This window comes from uncultured Lutibacter sp. (assembly GCF_947495725.1).
In the GTDB taxonomy this organism is placed as follows: domain Bacteria; phylum Bacteroidota; class Bacteroidia; order Flavobacteriales; family Flavobacteriaceae; genus Lutibacter.
In genome coordinates this window covers 100332-120215 of record NZ_CANLZZ010000005.1, presented here as the reverse complement: position 1 = coordinate 120215, position 19884 = coordinate 100332, and the positions used below count along the sequence as shown (strand labels likewise).

Below are 19884 nucleotides of genomic sequence, written 5' to 3'. Positions count from 1 at the left end.
TTTTCACACAAAAATAACTTTTTTATTTTCAAAAAATTCATCTTTATTTCTTTTTATATTTGCTGAATGAAAATCAAATTACTTGCTATTGGTAAAACCGATGATAAAAATTTACAATCGCTAATTGAAAACTATCAAAAAAGGTTGAAACATTACATTGGGTTTAACTTAGAAGTAATTCCTGATATTAAAAATGTTAAGAATTTAAGCGAGCAACAACAAAAGGAAAAAGAAGGAGAACTAATTTTAAAAAAATTGGCTCCAACGGATGAATTACTTTTATTAGACGAAAAAGGAAAAGAATTTAGATCTATAGATTTTTCTAAATTCCTTCAGAAAAAAATGAATTCAGGAATTAAGCAATTAGTATTGGTAATTGGTGGTCCTTATGGTTTTTCTGAAGCCGTTTATAAAAAAGCAACAGGAAAAATTTCATTATCTAAAATGACCTTTTCGCACCAAATGATTAGGTTATTTGTTGTTGAACAAATTTATAGAGCTTATACAATTTTAAAAAACGAACCCTACCATCATGAGTAAATTAAAATTAGTTTTTGCAACTAATAATAAGAATAAACTTGAAGAAGTTAAAGCTATGCTTACCAATTTTGAAATTGTAAGTTTAGCCGAAATAAATTGCTTTGATGACATTCCTGAAACAGCCACATCTTTAGAAGGTAATGCCATTTTAAAAGCCGATTACATTACAAAAAAATATGGTTTAAACTGTTTTGCAGATGACACTGGTTTGGAAGTTGAAGCTTTAAATAATGCTCCAGGAGTATATTCGGCAAGATATGCTGGTGAAACTTGTAATTCTGAAGACAATATTCTAAAATTATTGAGCGAGATGGGCGAAACTTTAAACAGAAATGCCCAATTTAGAACTGCCATTGCCTTAAATATTGAAGGAAAACAATTTGTATTTGAAGGTATTTGTAAAGGTGAAATTTTAAAAAACAAACAAGGGTCTAGTGGCTTTGGTTACGATCCTGTTTTTAGACCTAAAGGGTTTAAAAAATCGTTTGCCGAAATGGAAATGACTGAAAAAGGCTCTATTAGCCATAGAGGAAAGGCAATAGAAAAATTAGTAACATTTTTAAATAGCTACTCTTGATTACAACAGCAAAATCCTACAAAAACACTTTTGTTATTTTAATAGCAGTTCTTCTTATAATTTTCTTTATAAATATTAGTTTAGGCTCTGTTTATATTCCATTGAAGGGAATTATTGGAAGCCTATTTAATGGCGAAGTTGAAAAAGAATCTTGGAGAGCAATTGTTCAAAATTATCGGTTACCAAAAGCTATTACAGCCATAATTGTAGGATCGGGCTTATCTATTAGTGGTTTATTAATGCAAACTTTGTTTAGAAATCCACTTGCAGGGCCTTTTGTTTTAGGAATAAGCTCAGGTGCTAGTTTAGGTGTTGCCATTTTAATTTTAGGAGCTTCATTTTTAGGAGCAAACATAGCTAGTTATGCATTTACCAATTTTGGATTGGCATTTGCGGCCAGTTTAGGATCGTTTTTAGTGCTTTCTGCAGTTATGATAGCGGCAATAAAAGTAAGAAATACCATGTCTATTTTAATAATTGGGTTGATGTTTGGAAGTTTAACATCGGCTGTGATTAGTATTTTAGCCTACTTTAGCAGCGCAAGTCAATTGCAACAATATATGTTTTGGAGTTTTGGTAGTTTAGGAAATTTAAGTTGGAAAGAAATCACGGCCTTAACAATAACATTTTTAATTGGAATATCATTTGTAATTGTAATTATAAAACCTTTAAACAGTTTACTATTAGGTGAAAATTATGCCAAAAGTATGGGAGTAAACGTAAAGAGAACTCGTAATTTTGTATTAATTGCTACTAGTTTATTAACTGGGGTTATTACCGCTTTTTCCGGACCAATTGCGTTTATAGGATTGGCAGTTCCGCATTTAACAAAATTATTATTTACAACATCAAATCATAAAATATTATTACCGGCAGTAGCAATTAGCGGAGCCATTATAATGTTAATATGTGATAGTATTTCACAATTACCCAATAGCGAATATACACTTCCAATTAATGCCATAACATCTTTATTTGGGGCACCTATAATTATTTGGTTATTAGTTAGAAAACGAAAAATTTATTATTAATGAGTTCAACTGAAAAATATATTATAAAAACTTCTAATTTAAGTATTGGTTATAGTTCTAAAAAGGAAACTACAACCATTGCTTCAAATTTAAATATTCGTTTGAAGGCTGGTAATATGGTTGGCTTACTAGGAAAAAACGGAATAGGAAAATCTACACTTCTAAGAACTTTAACTAAAGTGCAACCTGCCTTATCTGGCGAAGTGTTTATCAATAATAAAAATTTAGATTCCTTAACCAACAATGATTTAGCTAGAACATTAAGTTTGGTTTTAACTGAACGTTTACCCGATAGCAGCTTAACTGTTTTTGAATTAGTTGCTCTTGGACGCCAACCATTTACCAATTGGATTGGTTATTTAACAAATGACGATATGGAAATAATTCAATTGGCATTTGAAAAAACAAACACCAAACATTTAATGAATTCCAAGTGTTATGAATTGAGTGATGGACAATTACAAAAGGTTTTGATTGCACGTGCCTTGGCTCAAAATACTCCAATTATTGTGTTAGATGAACCAACGGCTCATTTAGATTTACACCATACAGTAAATACATTCTCATTGTTGAAGAATCTTGCTTCAGAATTTAATAAAACAATCATAATTTCTACTCACGAAACAAATTTAACACTTCAATTAGCAGACGAACTATGGCTTATGACACCCGATAAATTTATTAGCGGAAAAACAGATGCATTAATTGAAAATAATGAATTGGAACTTCTTTTTAATTCAAAACTAATTAGCTTTAATAAAGAGCTAAAACAATTCACCATAAGTCATTCTTAAATATTTTAATATATTTGAAATTCTTGTAAACTTATAAAATGAAAAAACTTCTTCTTCTATTTTTATCTTTAACTATTTTAAGTTGTGCCAGTAACAACCATATTCCTGGAACACCTGAAGCCACTGGTGAAACTGCAACCATTTACGCTAAATCTATTACTACTGCCGACTTAAAATCTCGTTTATATATTTTTGCGTCAGATGAATTTGAAGGAAGAAATACAGGCGAACCTGGTCAAAAAAAAGCTGCAGATTTTTTAAAAAACTTTTATATAAATGCTGGTATACCTTCACCGTTAGGAGGTGACGACTATTTCCAAGACATAGCTACCGAGTTTTTAAGACCTAACTTAAAACCTTCAGAAAATGTTTTGGCATTTGTTGAAGGCTCGGAAAAACCAGAAGAAATAATAGTGATTTCGGCGCATTTAGATCATTTAGGTGTTGTTGATGGTGAAATTTATAATGGTGCCGATGATGATGGCTCAGGAAATGTAGCTATTTTAGAAATTGCTGAGGCTTTTCAAAAAGCTGTAGAAAATGGAAATGGACCAAAACGCTCTATTTTATTTTTACATGTTACAGGTGAAGAAAAAGGCTTATTAGGCTCAAAATATTATGTAAATCATCCTATTTTTCCATTAGCAAATACAGTGGCTAATTTAAATATAGATATGATTGGACGTGTTGATGATGCTCACGAAAAGAAGCCAGAGTTTGTATATCTTATTGGTTCGGATAAATTAAGTTCTGAATTACATTCACTATCAGAAGATATCAATCATAAATTTACAAAACTAGATTTGGATTATCGTTATAACGATGAGGACGATCCAAACCGTTTTTACTATAGATCTGATCATTACAATTTTGCGAAAAATAACATTCCTATTATTTTTTATTTTAATGGAACCCATGACAACTATCACAGGCCATCAGATACTCCCGATAAAATTAATTACGAAATCTTACAAAAGCGTACAAAACTTATATTTTATACCGCTTGGGAACTTGCAAATAGGGAAAACAGAATTACTGTGGATAAATAATAGTTTATTTTTGTTGTTTTTATTTAATTATAAATTAGATAAGAGCCACAACTAAAAAGATGCTAGTTTACTTTTTAAAATTTTAAATCTAATTATTAGTAAACAAAAAAGTACAAATTATTAAAACTTGTACTTCTTCTGCTATTTTTTTATAAAAAGATGTGGTTTGTATATTTATGAAATTGAAATATTTTCGATGTCAAAAATTTTCCAAATACCATTTTCCTTTTTTAAATAATATAAATCGTATGAAACATCTAGTGAATGACTCCCAAATGAAACTGCAACAAGTGCCTTGTTATTGTTATTATTGAAAGCTATTCTAGAAAAAGACATGAATGCATTAAAAATTTTATGACTAGTTTCATTCCGTATTTTAATTATATGAGACTTATTTAGTTTTAATATTTTGACATTATGATTTAATTTAATCTTTTCATAATTTATTTCACTTTCATTATTTATTACGTGAAATTTCTCAAATATTTTTTTATACTCTTGTTTATGTTTATTCAAGACCAAAGATGTAGGTACTGGAGACATCATTGAATCAATAGCAATTACAAATTTTTCTTTAATTATAACCCCATATTTCTCATCTTTTTTATGTAAATATTTAGGTACTGTATAAAAGTCAATAGAGTTTTTATTGATTATTAATGAAATTATTTCATCAATATTGTTATTTTCAACATTGATTTTAGAACAGTTAATTGATAATAAAAATATCATTGATATCATCATTAATTTAATTGAAATTTTAATTACATCCATTGGAAAATATTGAATTTTGATTTACTATTTTTCTTAATCTATCATTTTCATCCCATTGTTCTTGAGATAAAAGATTATGTAATCCATATTGCTCTAAACCAGACCAACCAAATCCCATATAGTATTCTAAAGGATATCTATTTTTATCTAATTCTTGAATTGCCAAAGCTATTGGTTTTACATAATTTTTAGTCATATACCAATGTTGATATTGTTCTGTTTTTTAATTATTGCATTTTTTGTTCTAACTATAAAGTAACAGAAAGTACAAATTATTAAAAACCTGTACTTTTTCTGCTATTTTTTATATACTTGGGTGTGTTTTGTTTTAATATAATGGAGTTAAATCTTCTTTCATATATGAATTTATAACAATTGAATCACCACTTTTAACTAATAGATTTTTAATTCTAATTGTTTCTTTTCCAATAAAAAATATATTTATGTCATATTTGTCATTTAAGACACTAATGTTGATATTTGCTATTGAATCAGAGAACTTTGAATGAGTAACAACTCCATTAATCTCTATTGAAGCAGGGATTTTTTCGTTTTTATTATAGAAACTAAATGTATTGAATTTTAACTGAGAGAATCCATTTTTACTTTTTTTTCTAATAATTTCATATACCTCTTTTTTATAAAAATCGCCTTTTTTAACTGAACAACTGAAAATAGAAAAGATAATTAAGCAACAAATACTTAATTTGTTAACATTTAGTTCCTTTTGCGTTTTTTTTATCAAATCTTTCATTTTGTATAATATTTTGAATTTCGACTTTATTAGCTATTTTCTTATATACGAGGTTATGGTTTATTCATTTTAATATCAAATAGTTCCTCAATTAGGTAACCAACTGGAAATTCAATTTTATCTTTAATGCTTATCCAATATGCAATTAACATTAAATGATATTCTGTTTGTTCTATGTTTAACAAATATTCTGAAAACAATAAACGTAACTCATTGGTTACTTTATTTTCTAAAATAGCTTCATTCATAGAAGATATTATGAGGTCTATAAATGAGGATTTCACTCCTTTCTCAAGTAAATTATTCTTCTCATAAAGAATAAATTCTTTTACCCTAATAGCATCTGAATTTTCAATTCCCCAATCATTAGTTCCAGTTAAATTTAGATCTACATCAACTTCTTTAAATGTTTTTCTCTTCATAATAATCTTTTAAGGTATATATGTTCCTAAAGGTTCGAGAGAACTTAATAAATCGTTAATGGGGTAAGTTGTTTTAACTCCTGAATCACTTGGTACTAATCTAATATGTGTTGGTTTAAAAACAACACCATCTCCATCTCTAAAAATTCTACCTATATATTGAAGATTTTCAGGAATTGGAATATCTCTGGTTCCATTATTTAACTGACTTAAATGTTTTGAAATGAAATCTTCAGCAGCTACATCATCTAACCATTGACCTAGAGGCTTTCCTATAGTATTTTTAGCTATCATTTTTTAATAAATTCAGTTGTGTGGCTTCCGTGCCGTTCAAAAGTATGTTTAATAGTTTTCCCCATCATACCTCTCGTAGGAATGTATTGTTGTTGTTTTAAATTTTTTAAAGATTAAATTTAGACAACTTTGTTAACTTTTTGGTAAGTTAAAACCGTAAACATTGTATGGTTTTGCCTTTTTTTAGCAGGCTTATTTTGTGATATCTTCGTCATGCTGAACTTGTTTCAGCATCTTATTATTTTAGAACTAATTGTGATGTGAACCTGAAACAAGTTCAGGTTGACGATAAGTTAATTTTTCATATTTCCATAAACACTTAATAAAGACAACTACTTCTGTGTACAATTATAAAAACTAAGAAAAACAAATTGCAAACTTTATTAGTGTATGTTTATAATAAATGAAAACACGTATTTTAATGTAAAAGATAAGAATAAAAAGTGAAATTTAATTTAACAATTAATTCTAATGAATAATTTTAAACAATAGTTCCTTTAAAATATCTCCTGCAGGAAGTGCATTTGCTCCTACTCCTTTACTTTTTACATCAGCATCGCGCAACAAACCTATTACCTGAGACACTTTTCGCATTGGATAATTTTTTGCTGCAACCGAATAATCTGTAACAAAAAACGGATTGATTCCTAAGGCTTTAGCAACGCTATTTTTAGATTTATCATTTAAACTATGAAAAATAAGCAATTGTGTAAAAAAGCTATTTAACAAAGAAATAGTCATTACCAACGGATTTGCTTTTTGATTTTGCGCAAAGTGATTGATAATCATATTTACCTTATAAACATTACGTTCGCCAACGGCTTTTCTTAATTCAAAATTATTAAAATCTTTACTAATCCCAATATTTTCTTCAATACTAACCGGTGTAATTGTAGAACCTTTTGGCAACACTAGCGTTAACTTATCTAGTTCATTACTTATTTTACTTAAATCGGTTCCTAAAAACTCCACAAGCATTAACGTGGCTTTGGTATCAATTTTAAATTTTTTACCAGCTAAAACTCTACGAATCCAATCTGCTACTTGATTTTCATATAACTTTTTACTTTCATAAACCAATCCAACTTTTTGAATTGCTTTGTACAACGCTTTACGCTTATCTATTTTTTTATACTTATAGCAAAGTACTAATACCGTTGATGGTTGTAAGTTATTTACATATGTTACTAATTTTTCAATAGTTCTAGATAAATCTTGAGCTTCTTTAACAATAATTACTTGTTTTTCGGCCATCATTGGAAATCGCTTAGCGTTATCGATAATTTCTTCAACCGTAACATCTCGTCCGTAAAGCACTATTTGGTTAAACCCTTTTTCTTCTTCAGCCAACACATTGTTTTCAATATATTCAGAAATCCTATCAATATAATAAGGTTCTTCTCCCATTAAAAAATAAATAGGTTTAATATTTCCGTCTTTTATATCAGAAACTATTTTGGTAACGTCACTCATTTATGAAAAAAAATTAGCATTTTTGCCTTATGCAGCAATTGAATTTACCTACATATAAATTCAGAATCAAAAGTAGTGAAAATAAGTATTTTATTTTTGATATCATTCGAAAAAAAAATATGGTTCTAACTCCCGAAGAATGGGTTCGACAACATTTTGTCCATTTTTTAATTGAAGAAAAAAAATATCCCATTTCATTAATCGCGGTTGAAAAAAAACTAACCATTAACAAATTAACCAAACGAACTGACATTTTAATTTTTGATAAAAACGGTAAACCTGATATTATTGTTGAATGTAAAGCACCTTCAATTAAAATTACCCAAGAAACGTTTGATCAAATTGCTCGATACAACCTTCAATTAAACGCAACTTATTTAATTGTAACCAACGGATTGGAACATTTTTTCTGTAAAATGGATAAAGAAAACGAATGTTATATTTTTTTAGAAAATATTCCATCTTATAATGATATTTAAGAAAATATTAATTTGTGTTTATCAATTTTAAAGTAAGTTTGCACTTGTGAAAATAGCACTTGTAATATTAAACTGGAATGGTAAGGGATTATTAGAAAAATTTCTTCCCTCAATTGTGAAATTTAGTGCACTTCCAACTGTAGAAATAGTTATTGCCGATAATGCTTCTACCGATGATTCTATTGAATTTATTAAACGGAATTATCCTTCATTAAAAATAGTTCAAAATAAGAAAAATGGTGGCTACGCCAAAGGGTATAATGATGCTCTAAAAAATGTTGACGCTGATATTTATGCCCTTATAAATTCGGATATTGAAGTTACAGAAGATTGGTTAAATCCTATAATTAAAACCTTTAAAAACGAACCAAAAACAGCAATTATCCAGCCAAAAATAGTAGACTTTAAAAATAAAGAACTATTTGAATATGCTGGAGCCGCTGGTGGATTTGTAGATAAATATGGGTACCCTTATTGCAGAGGACGTATTTTTTCTGAATTAGAAAAAGATACAAATCAGTTTAATGATAGCACTGAAATTTTTTGGGCTTCAGGGGCTTGTTTATTTATTCGTTCTAACGTTTTTCATTCATTACAAGGTTTTGATGAAGATTATTTTGCACATCAGGAAGAAATTGATTTGTGTTGGCGCGCGTTTAATTTAAATTATACCATAAAATATATTGGAAATTCCACAGTTTACCATGTTGGTGGTGCTACTTTAAAAGAAGAAAGCCCTAGAAAATCGTTTTTAAATTTTAGAAATAGTTTATTTACTTTGGTAAAAAACGTTCCAAAAAAAATGCTTTTCGGAATAATTTTGACAAGACTTATTTTAGATGGAATAGCAGCTATTAAGTTTTTGTTTGAATTGAGACCAGTGCATACATTCGCAATATTAAAGGCTCATTTTAGTTTTTATTACAATGTTATTAAAATGTATAAAAAAAGAAGTGATATTGCTAAAAAACCTAATTACTTTACAATAAATAGTATTGTTTATAGCCATTTTATTGCAGGAAAGAAAAAATATTCAGATTTGTAATTATTTTTAAAAATCTTCAACACTTCCCTTTCCTTCTCTTAATACAACTGGCTCATCCTCAGATAAATCAATTATTGTTGAAGGATTGTTATCTCCATAACCACCATCAATTACAATATCTACAATATTTCCCCATTTTTCGAAAATTAGTTCTGGATCTGTTGTGTATTCTAACAAATCATCCTCATCATAAATTGAGGTTGAAACAATTGGATTTCCAAGTCTTTTAACTAATGCCCTAATTATACTATTATCAGGAATTCTTATTCCTACGGTTTTTTTCTTCTTAAAAGCTTTTGGCAAATTATTATTACTCGGTAAAACAAATGTATAAGGACCTGGCAAGTTTTTTTTCAATATTTTATAAGTAGAAGTGTCTATTTGTCTTACATAGTCAGATAAATTACTTAAATCGTAACAAATAAAAGAGAAGTTTGCTTTGTCTAATTTTATACCTTTTATTTTCGCTACTTTTTCCATAGCTTTCATGTTAGTAATATCACAGCCCAAACCATAAACGGTATCTGTTGGATAAATTATTAATCCTCCTTTTCTTAAAACATCAACAACTTTATCCAAATCTCGTTCATTTGGATTTTCATTATAAATTTTTATAAATTGTGCCATAATATTTTCTAATTTTCACTAAAATACTCTAATTTAAATATACGTTAAAAATTATTAATTTCATATAATTATTTAACTTTCATTAGGTTAAGTTTAATTATTTTTTTAGAGTAAAAGATTGCTAAATTTAAAATAATCATAAAAAAAACCGTATTTAAAAAATTTAAATACGGTTTTTTAATCTTGTAATTATCTTATACAGATTTATCAATTAATCTAAATCCTTCTCCATGAATATTTAAAATTTCAACATTTTCATCTAATTTTAAATACTTTCTTAATTTGGCGATGTACACATCCATACTTCTAGAAGTAAAATAGTTATCGTCTCTCCAAATTTTAGTTAGTGCCAATTCTCTAGGCATTAAATCGTTTTTATGCATTGCTAGCATTTTTAACAACTTACTTTCTTTAGGTGATAGTTTTTGAGCTTCACCACCATTATAAGATAAGTGACGTAATTTAGAATTAAAATCAAAACCACCAATCTTAAATTCAAATGTATCTTCTTCTATACTCTGTTCGGTTTCTTTACGTTGTAAAATTGCTTTGATTTTATACAATAACACCTCAGAATCAAATGGTTTATTTAAATAATCATCTGCTCCAGCCTGATATCCTTTTAAAACATCTTCTTTCATTGTTTTAGCAGTAAGGAAAATTATTGGTACTTCAGAATTTGTTGCTCTAATATCTTTTGCTAATGAAAAACCATCTTTACGAGGCATCATTACATCTAAAATACATAAATCATAATCATCATTTTTAAACATAATCAAACCTTCCAATCCGTCCTTAGCATGAGTTACATTGTAATCATTTAAAGAAAGATAATCTTTTAAAACTGTCCCAAAATTGGGATCGTCTTCTACTAATAAAATTCTGTTATTTTCCATATTTTTAAATTTGTATCAAAGGTAATTTAATTGTAAAAGTACTTCCTACTCCTTTTTCACTTTCTACAAAAATTTCACCTTGATGAATTTCTACTATTTTTTTTACATATGAAAGTCCTAAACCATGTCCTTTCACATTATGAATATTCCCTGTTTCTTCTCTATAAAATTTCTTAAAAATGTTTTTCTGAACATTTTTCCCCATTCCAATACCTTGGTCTTTTACCTTAATTATAATGTTTTTTGATGTATTTTCTGTAAAAACATCAATTTTTGGTGCTTCTTCGGTATATTTAATAGCATTATCTAGCATATTAACTATAATACTGGTTAAATGAAATTGATTTCCCAAAATCTCTGTAAAACCAGCTTTTAAATGAACTTTTATATAACCTCCTTTATTTCTAACCAATAATTCAACGTGTGTTACGGCATCTTCAATTATATCGTGCATATCAACCGCTTCCTTACTTACATCTAATTGGTTCTTTTCTAGTTTAGAAATTCTCAATACGTTTTCTACCTGTACGTGCATTCTCTTATTTTCGTCCCTAATCATTTTAACATAACGCATCACTTTATCTTCATCACCTATAATTTTAGGGTTTTTAATTGCATCTAATGCTAAATTTATAGTTGCAATTGGAGTTTTAAACTCGTGTGTCATATTATTAATAAAATCGGTTTTAATTTCCGAAATTTGTTTTTGCTTAATCAACTGATACAAAGCTGTTACAAATGCTAAAATTATAATTAAAATAAAAAAAGCTGACAGCACTAATAATTTAAAAATAGAAGATAGGATAAAGTTCTTTTTCTCAGGAAAAGTAACAAACAACTGAAACTCACTTTGTCCTTCGGCATCTGCAAACATTGGAACTACATAACTTTTCCCTGCTTCTTTTCTAAAATATCCCGATTTTACCTGGGTTGCTAGTCCATTGCTATAAATACCATATTTAAAGTCGGTATTTATTCCTTTACTCTTTAATTCTCTATCTAATCTTGTGGTTATTTCATAATTACTAACACGTTGATTAATTGGAAGCTTTTTTCTTGAAGCATCAAAAGATTGTACTAAAAGCGATTTCTCAGCTTCTTTTAATCTTCCCATTTTTGTTATATGTTCTTCTGGTAATTTATCATCACCTAAAGCATCATCTAACACATTGTTATCAACTATAGAAATTTCTTCTTTGCTATAAATTTCTTTAAAACTTATAGAATCATTTTCAAAGAACTCTGTTGGCACTTTATAATTTTGCTCAATTATGCTTTGGGAAAATGTAAATCGTTCATTATTTATGGTATCTATTCTTTCAAAAATAAAATTCCTAACATCCGATCCTTTTATTAATTCTCCTTCTTTATAATTTGCAGCGTATTTTTCATAAAAATCATCAAATTCTCGTTGCCTAATATCTTCTGAAACTTTTGCCAGCGCAAAACGCACATTTGACGTAAACTGTTTTTCTGTTATTTCAATGGTGTTTTTAATCCAAAATACTTGAACAGTAATAATACCTATCAATGAGATACTCATTAAAATTATGATAAGTAAAAATATTTTTTTGCTCATTAGGCAAAATTAAACATTTTTCATTTAAATCATTTAAAATTACAACAAGATAATCAAAAATATAATTTATTAACAGAATTTTAAGATAATACTTACTTTTTGATCGTTTTCAAAAGAATGTTATAAATGGTAGAAACCTGACTTTTCGCATCAAAAGCATCAGAATTATCAATTACAAAATGAGAATTTTTAATCTTGTATTCATCATCTAATTGATTTTTAATTCTTTGTAGAATTTGTTCTTTTGAGATTGTATCTCGTTTCATTATACGTTCAATACGTTCTTCTATTGGAGTGGTTACCGTTACAATATAATCGCATAATTTATAACTACCGCTTTCGAATAATATAGCTGCCTCATAAATTATAATTTTTGCTTTAGATTTTTTAACAAAATTGGTAAAGTGCTGTCTTACTTTTGGATGAACAATTGCATTTAATGAATTTAGTTTTTCTTTGTTATTAAAAACAACAGATGCAATATGAGCTCTGTTAAGTTTTTTATTTTTATAGGCTTTGTCGCCAAATATTTTTTTTACTTCAGCAATCAATTCTATATCCGAATTCATTATTTTTTTTGCCTCATCATCTGCAATATAGGTATCACAACCCAGCTTTTTAAATAATTTTAAAACTGTAGTTTTACCACTACCTATACCTCCTGTTAAGCCTACTATTATCATTTTTGAAGTAAAAATTCTATTCTATTTGGTATTAATTTAATTGTAGATACAAATTCGCTTTTTTGTTTTATAATTGGTGTTAAAAATTGCGTAGTTGTATCCCTCTCATACTGCTTATAATCGAAAACTATTGTAAAACTATTTTCGTTAATTTTATTAAAATTTGAAATTCCTGCTTGATAAATAATTTCAATTTCTTTTGGAAATGGATTTACCGTAACCTTTTCTGGTTCATTAATTATTGAAACTGGAATTTTAATTCTTCCTTCTGTAAATTTATCAACTTCTCCAATAAGTTTCACCTTTTGGTGAGATAGTTCTATATTTTTTAAATTTTCTGGAATTACCAGTTCTACTTCTTTTTCAATGTTTTCGTATACATCGCTAATTTTAAAAGGTATTGTGGATACTTCTTTTATAGAATCTATATACTTTTTTGGTCCCGAAACCATTACAGAATCTGGTTCAACTTTTAATTTTTCGATAAAATTATAACCTATTTTAAATTTTACATCTGCCCTTGTTTGAATTGGAACTTTTTTTGAAATATTTTTTCCCACTTCAATAAAAATAGTGTCTTTAACTATATTTAATATTTCTGTTTCTCCAATAATTTGCGCATTAATATTAGACAATTGTGAATTTGGTAAAATATAATATGAACTTCCTTTTTTTGATAAGTTATTTAGATTAAAATTGATTTTGTGAGCTTTTAATTTATACTTTAATAAATTAAATCCAGGGGCTTTTATTGTCACTTCAACTTGCGAAACCGGACTTACTTGTAATAATTTATCTTTGGGCAAGTTTTTATAATCAGCCTTAAAAAATGCAGTACTTGTAAATGTTTTTGATAATTCAATTAATAACCAAATAATGGTTGTAAGTATTGTGAAAAATACAAAAACCTTAATCTTTCGGTTATTTAATAGTTTTAATCCTGATGTTTTTATGGCTGCTTTCATTAAATACTATAATTATTAAATATACAAAAAAAGTGAGCCAATTGGCTCACTTTTTTATATATGTAAAAGTAATTACTTTTTTGTAGCTGGTGCTGAATACTTTTTACTCAACTCCATTGAAATAGCAGAGCGCTCAAATTTTATTTTACCAGCACCCGTTTCAATTATTACTGTATTGTCACTATCAACAATATCTAAAATTTTACCGTGTATACCACTTGTAGTAACAATTTTGGTTCCTTTTGCAATTTCACTTTGAAATTTTTTCTCATTTTTTGCCTTTTTCATTTGCGGTCTAATCATAAATAAATAGATTACCACAAACATTAACAAAAATGGTAACATGCTTGTTAATGAACTTCCTCCTTCTTGTAATAATATTAGTGTATACATTATAAAATTGTGTTATATTAATTTTTTATTATTTCTTTTTAACCGTTCCTTTAATTCTAATAATTTCAGTAACCTTCTCTGTATTAGTTTGTAAAGTAATAGATTTACTTTGTTTCCCTTCTCTTCCTCTCGAGTTAAAGGTAAATTTTAATGATGCTGATTCTCCTGGTTTAATAGCTTCTTTTGGCCAATCTGGAACCGTACAACCACAAGTTGCTTTTGCATTTGTAATAAGTAAATCTACTTTACCAACATTGGTAATATTAAATGATCCTTCTACTAAATCTCCTTCCGTAATTTCACCAAAATCATATTCAGTTTTGTCAAATTCAATAATTGGAGCACCTAAATTAATTATAGCATCTCTTTCTTTTGCTTTTTCTAAATTAGACGTATTTACTTTTGAAGTTGCATTTTCTTTACACGAAAATACGACCAAACTTAATGCTAAAACGTAAATTAATGTTCTATTTTTCATATTCTTAAAATTTATGTAAACTTAAAAAATTATAATAATCCTCTACCAATTTTATTTAATCTTTTTGAAGCTGTAAAATCTTTTAAAATTTTATCCAAAACTCCATTAATAAAATAACTACTTTTTGTTGTTGAGTAATCTTTAGAAATTTCTATATATTCATTAATTGTAACTCTAGATGGAATTGAAGGGAATTTTAAAAATTCGCAAATTGCCATTTTAATCAAAATCATATCAATATCAGCAATTCTTTCTGCATCCCAATTTGGAGTTTTGTCTACTACTTCCTTTTCAAATTCCGTATGGTTTAATACAACCTTTCTAAATAATTCAACAACATATTTTTTATCGTCTTCATCCTTATACAATTTACCTACCATAAAAGGTTTGTTCTCTTTTAGCTGGTTAATTGTTTTTAAAACCCAAGTATTTACAAACGGAATATCATCTACCCAACTTATGTTTTTATCTTCAAAATAATCTGCTAATTTATCGTTAGGAGCAATTATTTCTCTAAAAATTGCTGCAATAAATTCTTTTTCTTTTTCAAAAGAAGTATTTTCAGAATCCATATAAGATTCATATAATTTACTTTCTTTTATTTTTGTTAAAATTTCTTTGGTATACTCGCTATCAAGTTCCCAATAATTTAAATTATGCGTTTCTAAATAATCATTTAAAGAAATACTCTCTTCAAATTTCTTAAAAATAGGGTTATTTATAAACTTTTTATTTGGGTTTAACTCTTTTGAAGTTGCTAAATATTTTTTCTGAGAAATTTTAATATGGTTTTTTTCCATATTTTTCACTTCCACAAGTAAACGAAGAATCAAAACATATAAATCAAACATTTTATCTATACTGGCATATAGAAATTTTTCTTCTTTATCAAGTATATCGCTTTTAGACTGTAATATTGCATAAACCGATTGCATTACTTTAACTCTTATATGTCTTCTATTTATCATTTAAAGAACTTTAAACATTTGTTGTTTGAAAGCGCAAAAATACTATTATTTTTTAGAAATATAATTTGTTTTCACTTTTTTATTCAAAGTTAAATCTATCTTAAAATAAGTACTATAAATATATAAAAATGTATCTTCGTACACTAAATTTGAAACATTGTTTTTCCTGATATGAAAGCCTTACAATATTTAAATAAATATTTTATAAAATATAAAAATAGACTATTAATTGGTTTGGTTATTACGTTTTGTTCTAAATATTTAGCACTTCAAATACCACAATTAATTAGTAAATCGTTAGATAAGGCACAAGATTATAAAAATGGTATTATTACAGATATAGATGTTGTAAAAACTGATTTGCTTCATAATATATTATTAATTATTGGTGCCGCTTTACTTTCTGGGTTTTTCACTTTTTTAATGCGTCAAACAATAATTGTTATGTCTCGTTTGATTGAATTTGACCTTAAAAATGAAATTTATCAGCAATATCAAAAACTATCTTTAAACTTCTACAAAAAGAACCGCACCGGAGATTTAATGAATAGAATTAGTGAAGATGTTACAAAAGTTAGAATGTATTTTGGACCAGCTATAATGTATAGCATTAACATGATAGTTTTATTTGCTGTAGCAATTGTAAAAATGTATCATATCGATGTTACTTTAACAAATTATACCTTATTACCATTACCTATTTTATCATTATCTATATATATTTTAAGTAGAGTTATTCATAAAAGAAGTACGTTAGTACAACAATACCTTTCCAAATTAACGGCAAATGCACAAGAAACATTTTCTGGAATTAGTATTTTAAAATCCTATGGTATTGAGAAAAATGCTATTAAAGAATTTGGTGAATTAGCAAAAACTTCAAAAGAGAAGAACATTAATTTATTTAAAGCTCAAGCACTGTTTTTTCCATTAATGATCTTGTTAATAGGATTAAGTAATATTTTAGTTATTTATATTGGTGGTTTAAGATATATTGCCGGTGAAATTACCATTGGAGTTATTGCCGAATTTATAATGTATGTTAATATGTTAACATGGCCGGTAGCTGTTGTTGGTTGGGTAACTTCAATTATACAACAGGCCGAAGCTTCTCAAAAACGAATAAATGAATTTTTAAAACATGAACCTGAAATTAAAAATTTGGTTGTAGAACCTTCAGATATTAAAGGTGAAATTGAATTTAACGACGTAACATTTACTTATGACGACACACATATAATTGCGTTAAAAAATCTCAGTTTTAAAATTGAAAAAGGAGAAACAGTTGCCATATTAGGAAATACAGGTTCGGGAAAATCTACAATTTTAAATTTAATTGCAAGATTATATGATGTTGAAAAGGGAGCAGTTTTAATTGATGGAAAAAATATTAAAGATCATAATTTAGATAGTATTCGTCAGAATATTGGATTTGTTCCTCAAGAAGCTTTCTTGTTTTCCGACACCATAAAAAACAATATAAAATTTGGTGATAACAATGCATCTGATGAAAAAATTGAACAAGCAGCCAAAGATGCTTATATACATCATAATATTATTGATTTTAACGAGGGATACAACACTTTTGTAGGTGAACGTGGCGTCACCTTATCCGGAGGACAAAAACAACGTATTTCTATAGCTCGTGCAATAATTAAAGAACCTAAAATTTTAATTTTCGACGATTGCTTGTCTGCAGTTGACACAGAAACAGAAGAAATTATTTTAAATAATTTGTATAAAATTAGCAAAAATAAAACCACCATAATTGTTAGTCACAGAATATCATCTGTTAAAAATGCCGATAAAATTATTGTCCTAGAAAATGGCTCAATTATTCAACAAGGTTCACACAATGAACTAATTAAAAAATCGGGATATTATAAGGAACTTTACGATCAGCAACTTTTAGAAAAAGAATTGTAAAAATTGCAGTACAAATCAAATAATTTTATAGATTTGTTGTAGAAATCTAAAAGAAAGATTAATAAATTAGAAAGTTAATTATGAGTGACAAAGAACATTTAGAACAAGAAGAGATTTTCTCTCAAGTTCTTAGAGCAGGAAGAAGAACTTACTTTTTTGATGTAAGAGCGACAAAAGCAGATGATTATTACTTAACCGTAACTGAGAGCAAAAAATTTACACATGACGATGGTACTTTCCATTACAAAAAACACAAAATTTATTTATATAAAGAAGATTTTGTAGAGTTTAATGAAATGTTAAAGGCTGCGACAGATTATATTTTAACAGAAAAAGGCGAAGAAGTAATATCTGAACGTCATCAAAAAGACTTTAAAAGACCATCTGAAATGGAAACAGGAACTTCTAGTACTGAGAGTTTTACAGATGTAAATTTCGAAGATATTTAAAAGAATTTATAATTAAAAAAATCCCATTATTTTCATAATGGGATTTTTTATTAATATTTTCTATATTTTTCGGTTATTTCGAATACATGAGTTAATATTCTTTTCTCTTGTTCATCAAATTCTAAACCTCGGCGTTGAAATACTAACGACGCAGTTTCAACAGCCTTATTTATTTGATAAATTGAAAAACCTGCCGCTCCTCCCCAACTAAAAGAAGGAACAAAATTACGAGGGAAATTACTTCCGTATATATTTGCACTAACACCAACTACAGTACCTGTATTAAACATTGTATTTATTGCACATTTGGAATGATCTCCCATCATTAAACCACAAAACTGTAATCCAGTTTTAGCAAATCGTTCGGTTTCATAACTCCATAATTTTACTTCAGCATAATTATTTTTTAAATTCGAATTATTAGAATCTGCACCAATATTACACCATTCTCCTAAAACCGAATTTCCTAAAAATCCATCATGACCTTTATTTGAAAAGCCCATTATTACGCTATTATTTACTTCTCCCCCAACTTTTGAACTCGGCCCAACAGTTGTAGCACCATAAATTTTAGCTCCCATTTTAATTACAGAATCATCACCTAAACTGAAGGGACCTCTAATAACGCTACCTTCCATTATTAAAGCATCTTTTCCAATATAAATTGGACCTGTACTTGCATTTAATGTAGAGAATAAAATTTCTGCACCTTCTTCAATAAAAATATCTTCTTTGTTAAGATAATTAACGCCTTCAGGAATTGGTTGTGATTTTCTACCTTCGGTAATTAAATCAAAATCTAGTTTTATGGCTTTATCATTTAATGAAAATAAATCCCAAGTATTGTTTATTTTTAAAATAGACTCTTCAAAATCAAATTGCTTATATTCTTCAAAATTTACAACTTCCTGATTTTCGGTTGTAAAAAAAGCAATAACTTCTCCTCCACTAAAAATAGCCTGATTTTCTTTTAAATTTTTAATTTGTTTTACTAATTGAGTAGATGGTAAAAAAGATGCATTTATCATCACATTTTTTTCCATCTCAACCATAGGATATTTTTCTTCCAAATACTCTTCGGTAAGTGTAGTAGTTGTATAACCAAGATGCTTTTCCCATTTTTCACGAATAGTTAAAATTCCTATTCTTAAATCGGCAACTGGTTTTGTATAAGTAAAAGGCAACAATGCATTGCGTACTGAACCGTCAAATAAAATATAATTCATAGTTATATAATTTAAACAAAGGTACAGTAAGTTTTTTTTTGTTCAAATGAAAAACACGTATTCTATAATACTTGTTTTTTTCTTAAATAGGTATCAATACTGTCTGCTGTATCAAAACAGGCACTAACAGAATTAATTTCTGAACAATAACGAGAATCAATAGCGTGATCTCGACATCCTATTGCACTTAAATCAATATTTTTAAAATTTTCGTCAAATGATAAACATTTATTATATAAAGTTTCAATAGTATCATTTAACTCAATATCAATATTGTTTTTTGTTAAATATCCTTTAAGAAAATTTTCAATTGCAAATTGCGAATTTTTACAAACAGAGTATGTAACTATATCTTCTGAAGGTTTAAGTAATTCGTTTTTTGCTAAATCTAAGTTTTTCTTTGCTTCTTTTAAAAATGCTTCAGGTCTTGAATTCATGATTTCTAATTTTTAAAGGAGTTAA

The 19884-nt window shown here is 27.5% G+C and carries 25 protein-coding genes; 9 read left to right on the top strand and 16 right to left on the bottom strand.

The window, feature by feature from the left end; translation table 11 throughout:
* The first annotated feature begins 66 nt into the window (after positions 1-66).
* The 5 genes from rlmH to Q0776_RS12600 are packed head-to-tail and all read left to right on the top strand — an operon-like array spanning position 67 to position 3991.
* Positions 67-540, top strand: a complete 474-nt coding sequence (gene rlmH / locus Q0776_RS12620; RefSeq protein WP_298368811.1) for a 23S rRNA (pseudouridine(1915)-N(3))-methyltransferase RlmH — start codon at positions 67-69, stop codon at positions 538-540.
* Positions 533-1117 carry a non-canonical purine NTP diphosphatase gene (locus Q0776_RS12615; protein WP_298368808.1) on the top strand — a complete coding sequence of 195 codons (585 nt, stop codon included), beginning with the start codon at positions 533-535 and terminating at the stop codon, positions 1115-1117. The genes rlmH and Q0776_RS12615 overlap by 8 nt, the downstream gene beginning before the upstream one ends.
* A complete protein-coding gene (locus tag Q0776_RS12610) occupies positions 1117-2148 on the top strand; it encodes an iron ABC transporter permease (RefSeq protein ID WP_298369456.1) in 1032 nt (343 codons plus the stop codon). Before Q0776_RS12615 ends, Q0776_RS12610 begins: the two co-directional genes overlap by 1 nt.
* Positions 2148-2942: an ABC transporter ATP-binding protein gene (locus tag Q0776_RS12605; protein WP_298368806.1), complete on the top strand. Its 795-nt coding sequence runs from the start codon at positions 2148-2150 to the stop codon at positions 2940-2942. The genes Q0776_RS12610 and Q0776_RS12605 overlap by 1 nt, the downstream gene beginning before the upstream one ends.
* A gap of 38 nt (positions 2943-2980) precedes the next feature.
* Positions 2981-3991 (top strand): M28 family metallopeptidase, encoded by a 1011-nt coding sequence (locus Q0776_RS12600; protein WP_298368804.1) that lies wholly within the window; start codon positions 2981-2983, stop codon positions 3989-3991.
* Positions 3992-4165: 174 nt separating this feature from the next.
* Here the strand turns inward: Q0776_RS12600 and Q0776_RS12595 are convergent, their stop codons facing one another.
* The 6 genes from Q0776_RS12595 to holA form a co-directional block, all read right to left on the bottom strand.
* A complete protein-coding gene (locus Q0776_RS12595) occupies positions 4166-4765 on the bottom strand; it encodes a hypothetical protein (RefSeq protein ID WP_298368802.1) in 600 nt (199 codons plus the stop codon).
* Positions 4752-4961, bottom strand: coding sequence for a hypothetical protein (locus tag Q0776_RS12590; RefSeq protein ID WP_298368800.1), 210 nt, complete (start codon positions 4959-4961; stop codon positions 4752-4754). The genes Q0776_RS12595 and Q0776_RS12590 overlap by 14 nt, the downstream gene beginning before the upstream one ends.
* Before the next feature lie 132 nt (positions 4962-5093).
* Entirely contained in the window at positions 5094-5519 is a 426-nt protein-coding gene (locus Q0776_RS12585) for a hypothetical protein (protein ID WP_298368798.1), read from the bottom strand.
* 53 nt (positions 5520-5572) lie between these two features.
* Positions 5573-5941, bottom strand: coding sequence for a hypothetical protein (locus tag Q0776_RS12580; protein WP_298368796.1), 369 nt, complete (start codon positions 5939-5941; stop codon positions 5573-5575).
* Between the two features lie 9 nt (positions 5942-5950).
* A complete protein-coding gene (locus Q0776_RS12575) occupies positions 5951-6235 on the bottom strand; it encodes a hypothetical protein (RefSeq protein ID WP_298368794.1) in 285 nt (94 codons plus the stop codon).
* A 468-nt stretch (positions 6236-6703) separates the two neighbouring features.
* Positions 6704-7708, bottom strand: a complete 1005-nt coding sequence (gene holA, locus Q0776_RS12570) for a DNA polymerase III subunit delta (protein ID WP_298368792.1) — start codon at positions 7706-7708, stop codon at positions 6704-6706.
* A gap of 29 nt (positions 7709-7737) precedes the next feature.
* Here holA and Q0776_RS12565 point away from each other — a divergent pair, with 29 nt between their 5' ends.
* Both Q0776_RS12565 and Q0776_RS12560 read left to right on the top strand, forming a co-directional pair.
* Positions 7738-8187, top strand: coding sequence for a type I restriction enzyme HsdR N-terminal domain-containing protein (locus tag Q0776_RS12565; RefSeq protein ID WP_298368790.1), 450 nt, complete (start codon positions 7738-7740; stop codon positions 8185-8187).
* Between the two features lie 46 nt (positions 8188-8233).
* Complete coding sequence (locus Q0776_RS12560; RefSeq protein ID WP_298368788.1) at positions 8234-9232, top strand: glycosyltransferase family 2 protein; 999 nt, start codon at positions 8234-8236, stop codon at positions 9230-9232.
* 6 nt (positions 9233-9238) lie between these two features.
* Here Q0776_RS12560 and Q0776_RS12555 read toward each other — a convergent pair whose 3' ends face one another.
* The 8 genes from Q0776_RS12555 to nusB all read right to left on the bottom strand — a co-directional run bounded on the left by Q0776_RS12555 (position 9239) and on the right by nusB (position 15821).
* On the bottom strand, positions 9239-9859 hold the full coding sequence (locus Q0776_RS12555) for an L-threonylcarbamoyladenylate synthase (RefSeq protein WP_298368787.1): 621 nt from the start codon (positions 9857-9859) through the stop codon (positions 9239-9241).
* A 194-nt stretch (positions 9860-10053) separates the two neighbouring features.
* Positions 10054-10755 carry a response regulator transcription factor gene (locus Q0776_RS12550; RefSeq protein ID WP_298368786.1) on the bottom strand — a complete coding sequence of 234 codons (702 nt, stop codon included), beginning with the start codon at positions 10753-10755 and terminating at the stop codon, positions 10054-10056.
* Between the two features lie 4 nt (positions 10756-10759).
* Positions 10760-12334, bottom strand: coding sequence for a HAMP domain-containing sensor histidine kinase (locus tag Q0776_RS12545; protein WP_298368785.1), 1575 nt, complete (start codon positions 12332-12334; stop codon positions 10760-10762).
* Positions 12335-12426: 92 nt separating this feature from the next.
* The gene (gene coaE, locus Q0776_RS12540; protein WP_298368783.1) at positions 12427-13017 is read right to left on the bottom strand and encodes a dephospho-CoA kinase; all 591 of its coding nucleotides are present in this window, start codon (positions 13015-13017) and stop codon (positions 12427-12429) included.
* Entirely contained in the window at positions 13014-13982 is a 969-nt protein-coding gene (locus tag Q0776_RS12535) for a YbbR-like domain-containing protein (RefSeq protein ID WP_298368780.1), read from the bottom strand. The genes coaE and Q0776_RS12535 overlap by 4 nt, the downstream gene beginning before the upstream one ends.
* Before the next feature lie 72 nt (positions 13983-14054).
* Positions 14055-14375: a preprotein translocase subunit YajC gene (yajC, locus tag Q0776_RS12530; RefSeq protein WP_298368777.1), complete on the bottom strand. Its 321-nt coding sequence runs from the start codon at positions 14373-14375 to the stop codon at positions 14055-14057.
* A 28-nt stretch (positions 14376-14403) separates the two neighbouring features.
* Complete coding sequence (locus Q0776_RS12525; protein WP_298368774.1) at positions 14404-14853, bottom strand: DUF1573 domain-containing protein; 450 nt, start codon at positions 14851-14853, stop codon at positions 14404-14406.
* 29 nt (positions 14854-14882) lie between these two features.
* Entirely contained in the window at positions 14883-15821 is a 939-nt protein-coding gene (gene nusB / locus Q0776_RS12520; RefSeq protein WP_298368772.1) for a transcription antitermination factor NusB, read from the bottom strand.
* Positions 15822-15992: 171 nt separating this feature from the next.
* Here nusB and Q0776_RS12515 point away from each other — a divergent pair, with 171 nt between their 5' ends.
* A complete protein-coding gene (locus Q0776_RS12515) occupies positions 15993-17747 on the top strand; it encodes an ABC transporter ATP-binding protein (RefSeq protein ID WP_298368769.1) in 1755 nt (584 codons plus the stop codon).
* Positions 17748-17827: 80 nt separating this feature from the next.
* The gene (locus tag Q0776_RS12510; RefSeq protein WP_298368766.1) at positions 17828-18196 is read left to right on the top strand and encodes a PUR family DNA/RNA-binding protein; all 369 of its coding nucleotides are present in this window, start codon (positions 17828-17830) and stop codon (positions 18194-18196) included.
* 50 nt (positions 18197-18246) lie between these two features.
* On the opposite strand, the gene Q0776_RS12505 is transcribed toward Q0776_RS12510, so the two are convergent.
* Both Q0776_RS12505 and Q0776_RS12500 read right to left on the bottom strand, forming a co-directional pair.
* Positions 18247-19422 carry a GlmU family protein gene (locus Q0776_RS12505; RefSeq protein WP_298368763.1) on the bottom strand — a complete coding sequence of 392 codons (1176 nt, stop codon included), beginning with the start codon at positions 19420-19422 and terminating at the stop codon, positions 18247-18249.
* A gap of 62 nt (positions 19423-19484) precedes the next feature.
* On the bottom strand, positions 19485-19859 hold the full coding sequence (locus Q0776_RS12500) for a HEPN domain-containing protein (RefSeq protein WP_298368761.1): 375 nt from the start codon (positions 19857-19859) through the stop codon (positions 19485-19487).
* Positions 19860-19884: the final 25 nt, after the last annotated feature.

Coding starts and splice junctions, on each gene's coding strand:
- rlmH (WP_298368811.1), top strand. CDS start 67: ATGAAAATCAAATTACTTGCTATTGGTAAAACCGATGATAAAAATTTA.
- Q0776_RS12615 (WP_298368808.1), top strand. CDS start 533: ATGAGTAAATTAAAATTAGTTTTTGCAACTAATAATAAGAATAAACTT.
- Q0776_RS12605 (WP_298368806.1), top strand. CDS start 2,148: ATGAGTTCAACTGAAAAATATATTATAAAAACTTCTAATTTAAGTATT.
- Q0776_RS12600 (WP_298368804.1), top strand. CDS start 2,981: ATGAAAAAACTTCTTCTTCTATTTTTATCTTTAACTATTTTAAGTTGT.
- Q0776_RS12595 (WP_298368802.1), bottom strand. CDS start 4,765: ATGGATGTAATTAAAATTTCAATTAAATTAATGATGATATCAATGATA.
- Q0776_RS12590 (WP_298368800.1), bottom strand. CDS start 4,961: ATGACTAAAAATTATGTAAAACCAATAGCTTTGGCAATTCAAGAATTA.
- Q0776_RS12585 (WP_298368798.1), bottom strand. CDS start 5,519: ATGAAAGATTTGATAAAAAAAACGCAAAAGGAACTAAATGTTAACAAA.
- Q0776_RS12580 (WP_298368796.1), bottom strand. CDS start 5,941: ATGAAGAGAAAAACATTTAAAGAAGTTGATGTAGATCTAAATTTAACT.
- Q0776_RS12575 (WP_298368794.1), bottom strand. CDS start 6,235: ATGATAGCTAAAAATACTATAGGAAAGCCTCTAGGTCAATGGTTAGAT.
- holA (WP_298368792.1), bottom strand. CDS start 7,708: ATGAGTGACGTTACCAAAATAGTTTCTGATATAAAAGACGGAAATATT.
- Q0776_RS12565 (WP_298368790.1), top strand. CDS start 7,738: ATGCAGCAATTGAATTTACCTACATATAAATTCAGAATCAAAAGTAGT.
- Q0776_RS12555 (WP_298368787.1), bottom strand. CDS start 9,859: ATGGCACAATTTATAAAAATTTATAATGAAAATCCAAATGAACGAGAT.
- Q0776_RS12550 (WP_298368786.1), bottom strand. CDS start 10,755: ATGGAAAATAACAGAATTTTATTAGTAGAAGACGATCCCAATTTTGGG.
- Q0776_RS12545 (WP_298368785.1), bottom strand. CDS start 12,334: ATGAGCAAAAAAATATTTTTACTTATCATAATTTTAATGAGTATCTCA.
- coaE (WP_298368783.1), bottom strand. CDS start 13,017: ATGATAATAGTAGGCTTAACAGGAGGTATAGGTAGTGGTAAAACTACA.
- Q0776_RS12535 (WP_298368780.1), bottom strand. CDS start 13,982: ATGAAAGCAGCCATAAAAACATCAGGATTAAAACTATTAAATAACCGA.
- yajC (WP_298368777.1), bottom strand. CDS start 14,375: ATGTATACACTAATATTATTACAAGAAGGAGGAAGTTCATTAACAAGC.
- Q0776_RS12525 (WP_298368774.1), bottom strand. CDS start 14,853: ATGAAAAATAGAACATTAATTTACGTTTTAGCATTAAGTTTGGTCGTA.
- nusB (WP_298368772.1), bottom strand. CDS start 15,821: ATGATAAATAGAAGACATATAAGAGTTAAAGTAATGCAATCGGTTTAT.
- Q0776_RS12515 (WP_298368769.1), top strand. CDS start 15,993: ATGAAAGCCTTACAATATTTAAATAAATATTTTATAAAATATAAAAAT.
- Q0776_RS12510 (WP_298368766.1), top strand. CDS start 17,828: ATGAGTGACAAAGAACATTTAGAACAAGAAGAGATTTTCTCTCAAGTT.
- Q0776_RS12505 (WP_298368763.1), bottom strand. CDS start 19,422: ATGAATTATATTTTATTTGACGGTTCAGTACGCAATGCATTGTTGCCT.
- Q0776_RS12500 (WP_298368761.1), bottom strand. CDS start 19,859: ATGAATTCAAGACCTGAAGCATTTTTAAAAGAAGCAAAGAAAAACTTA.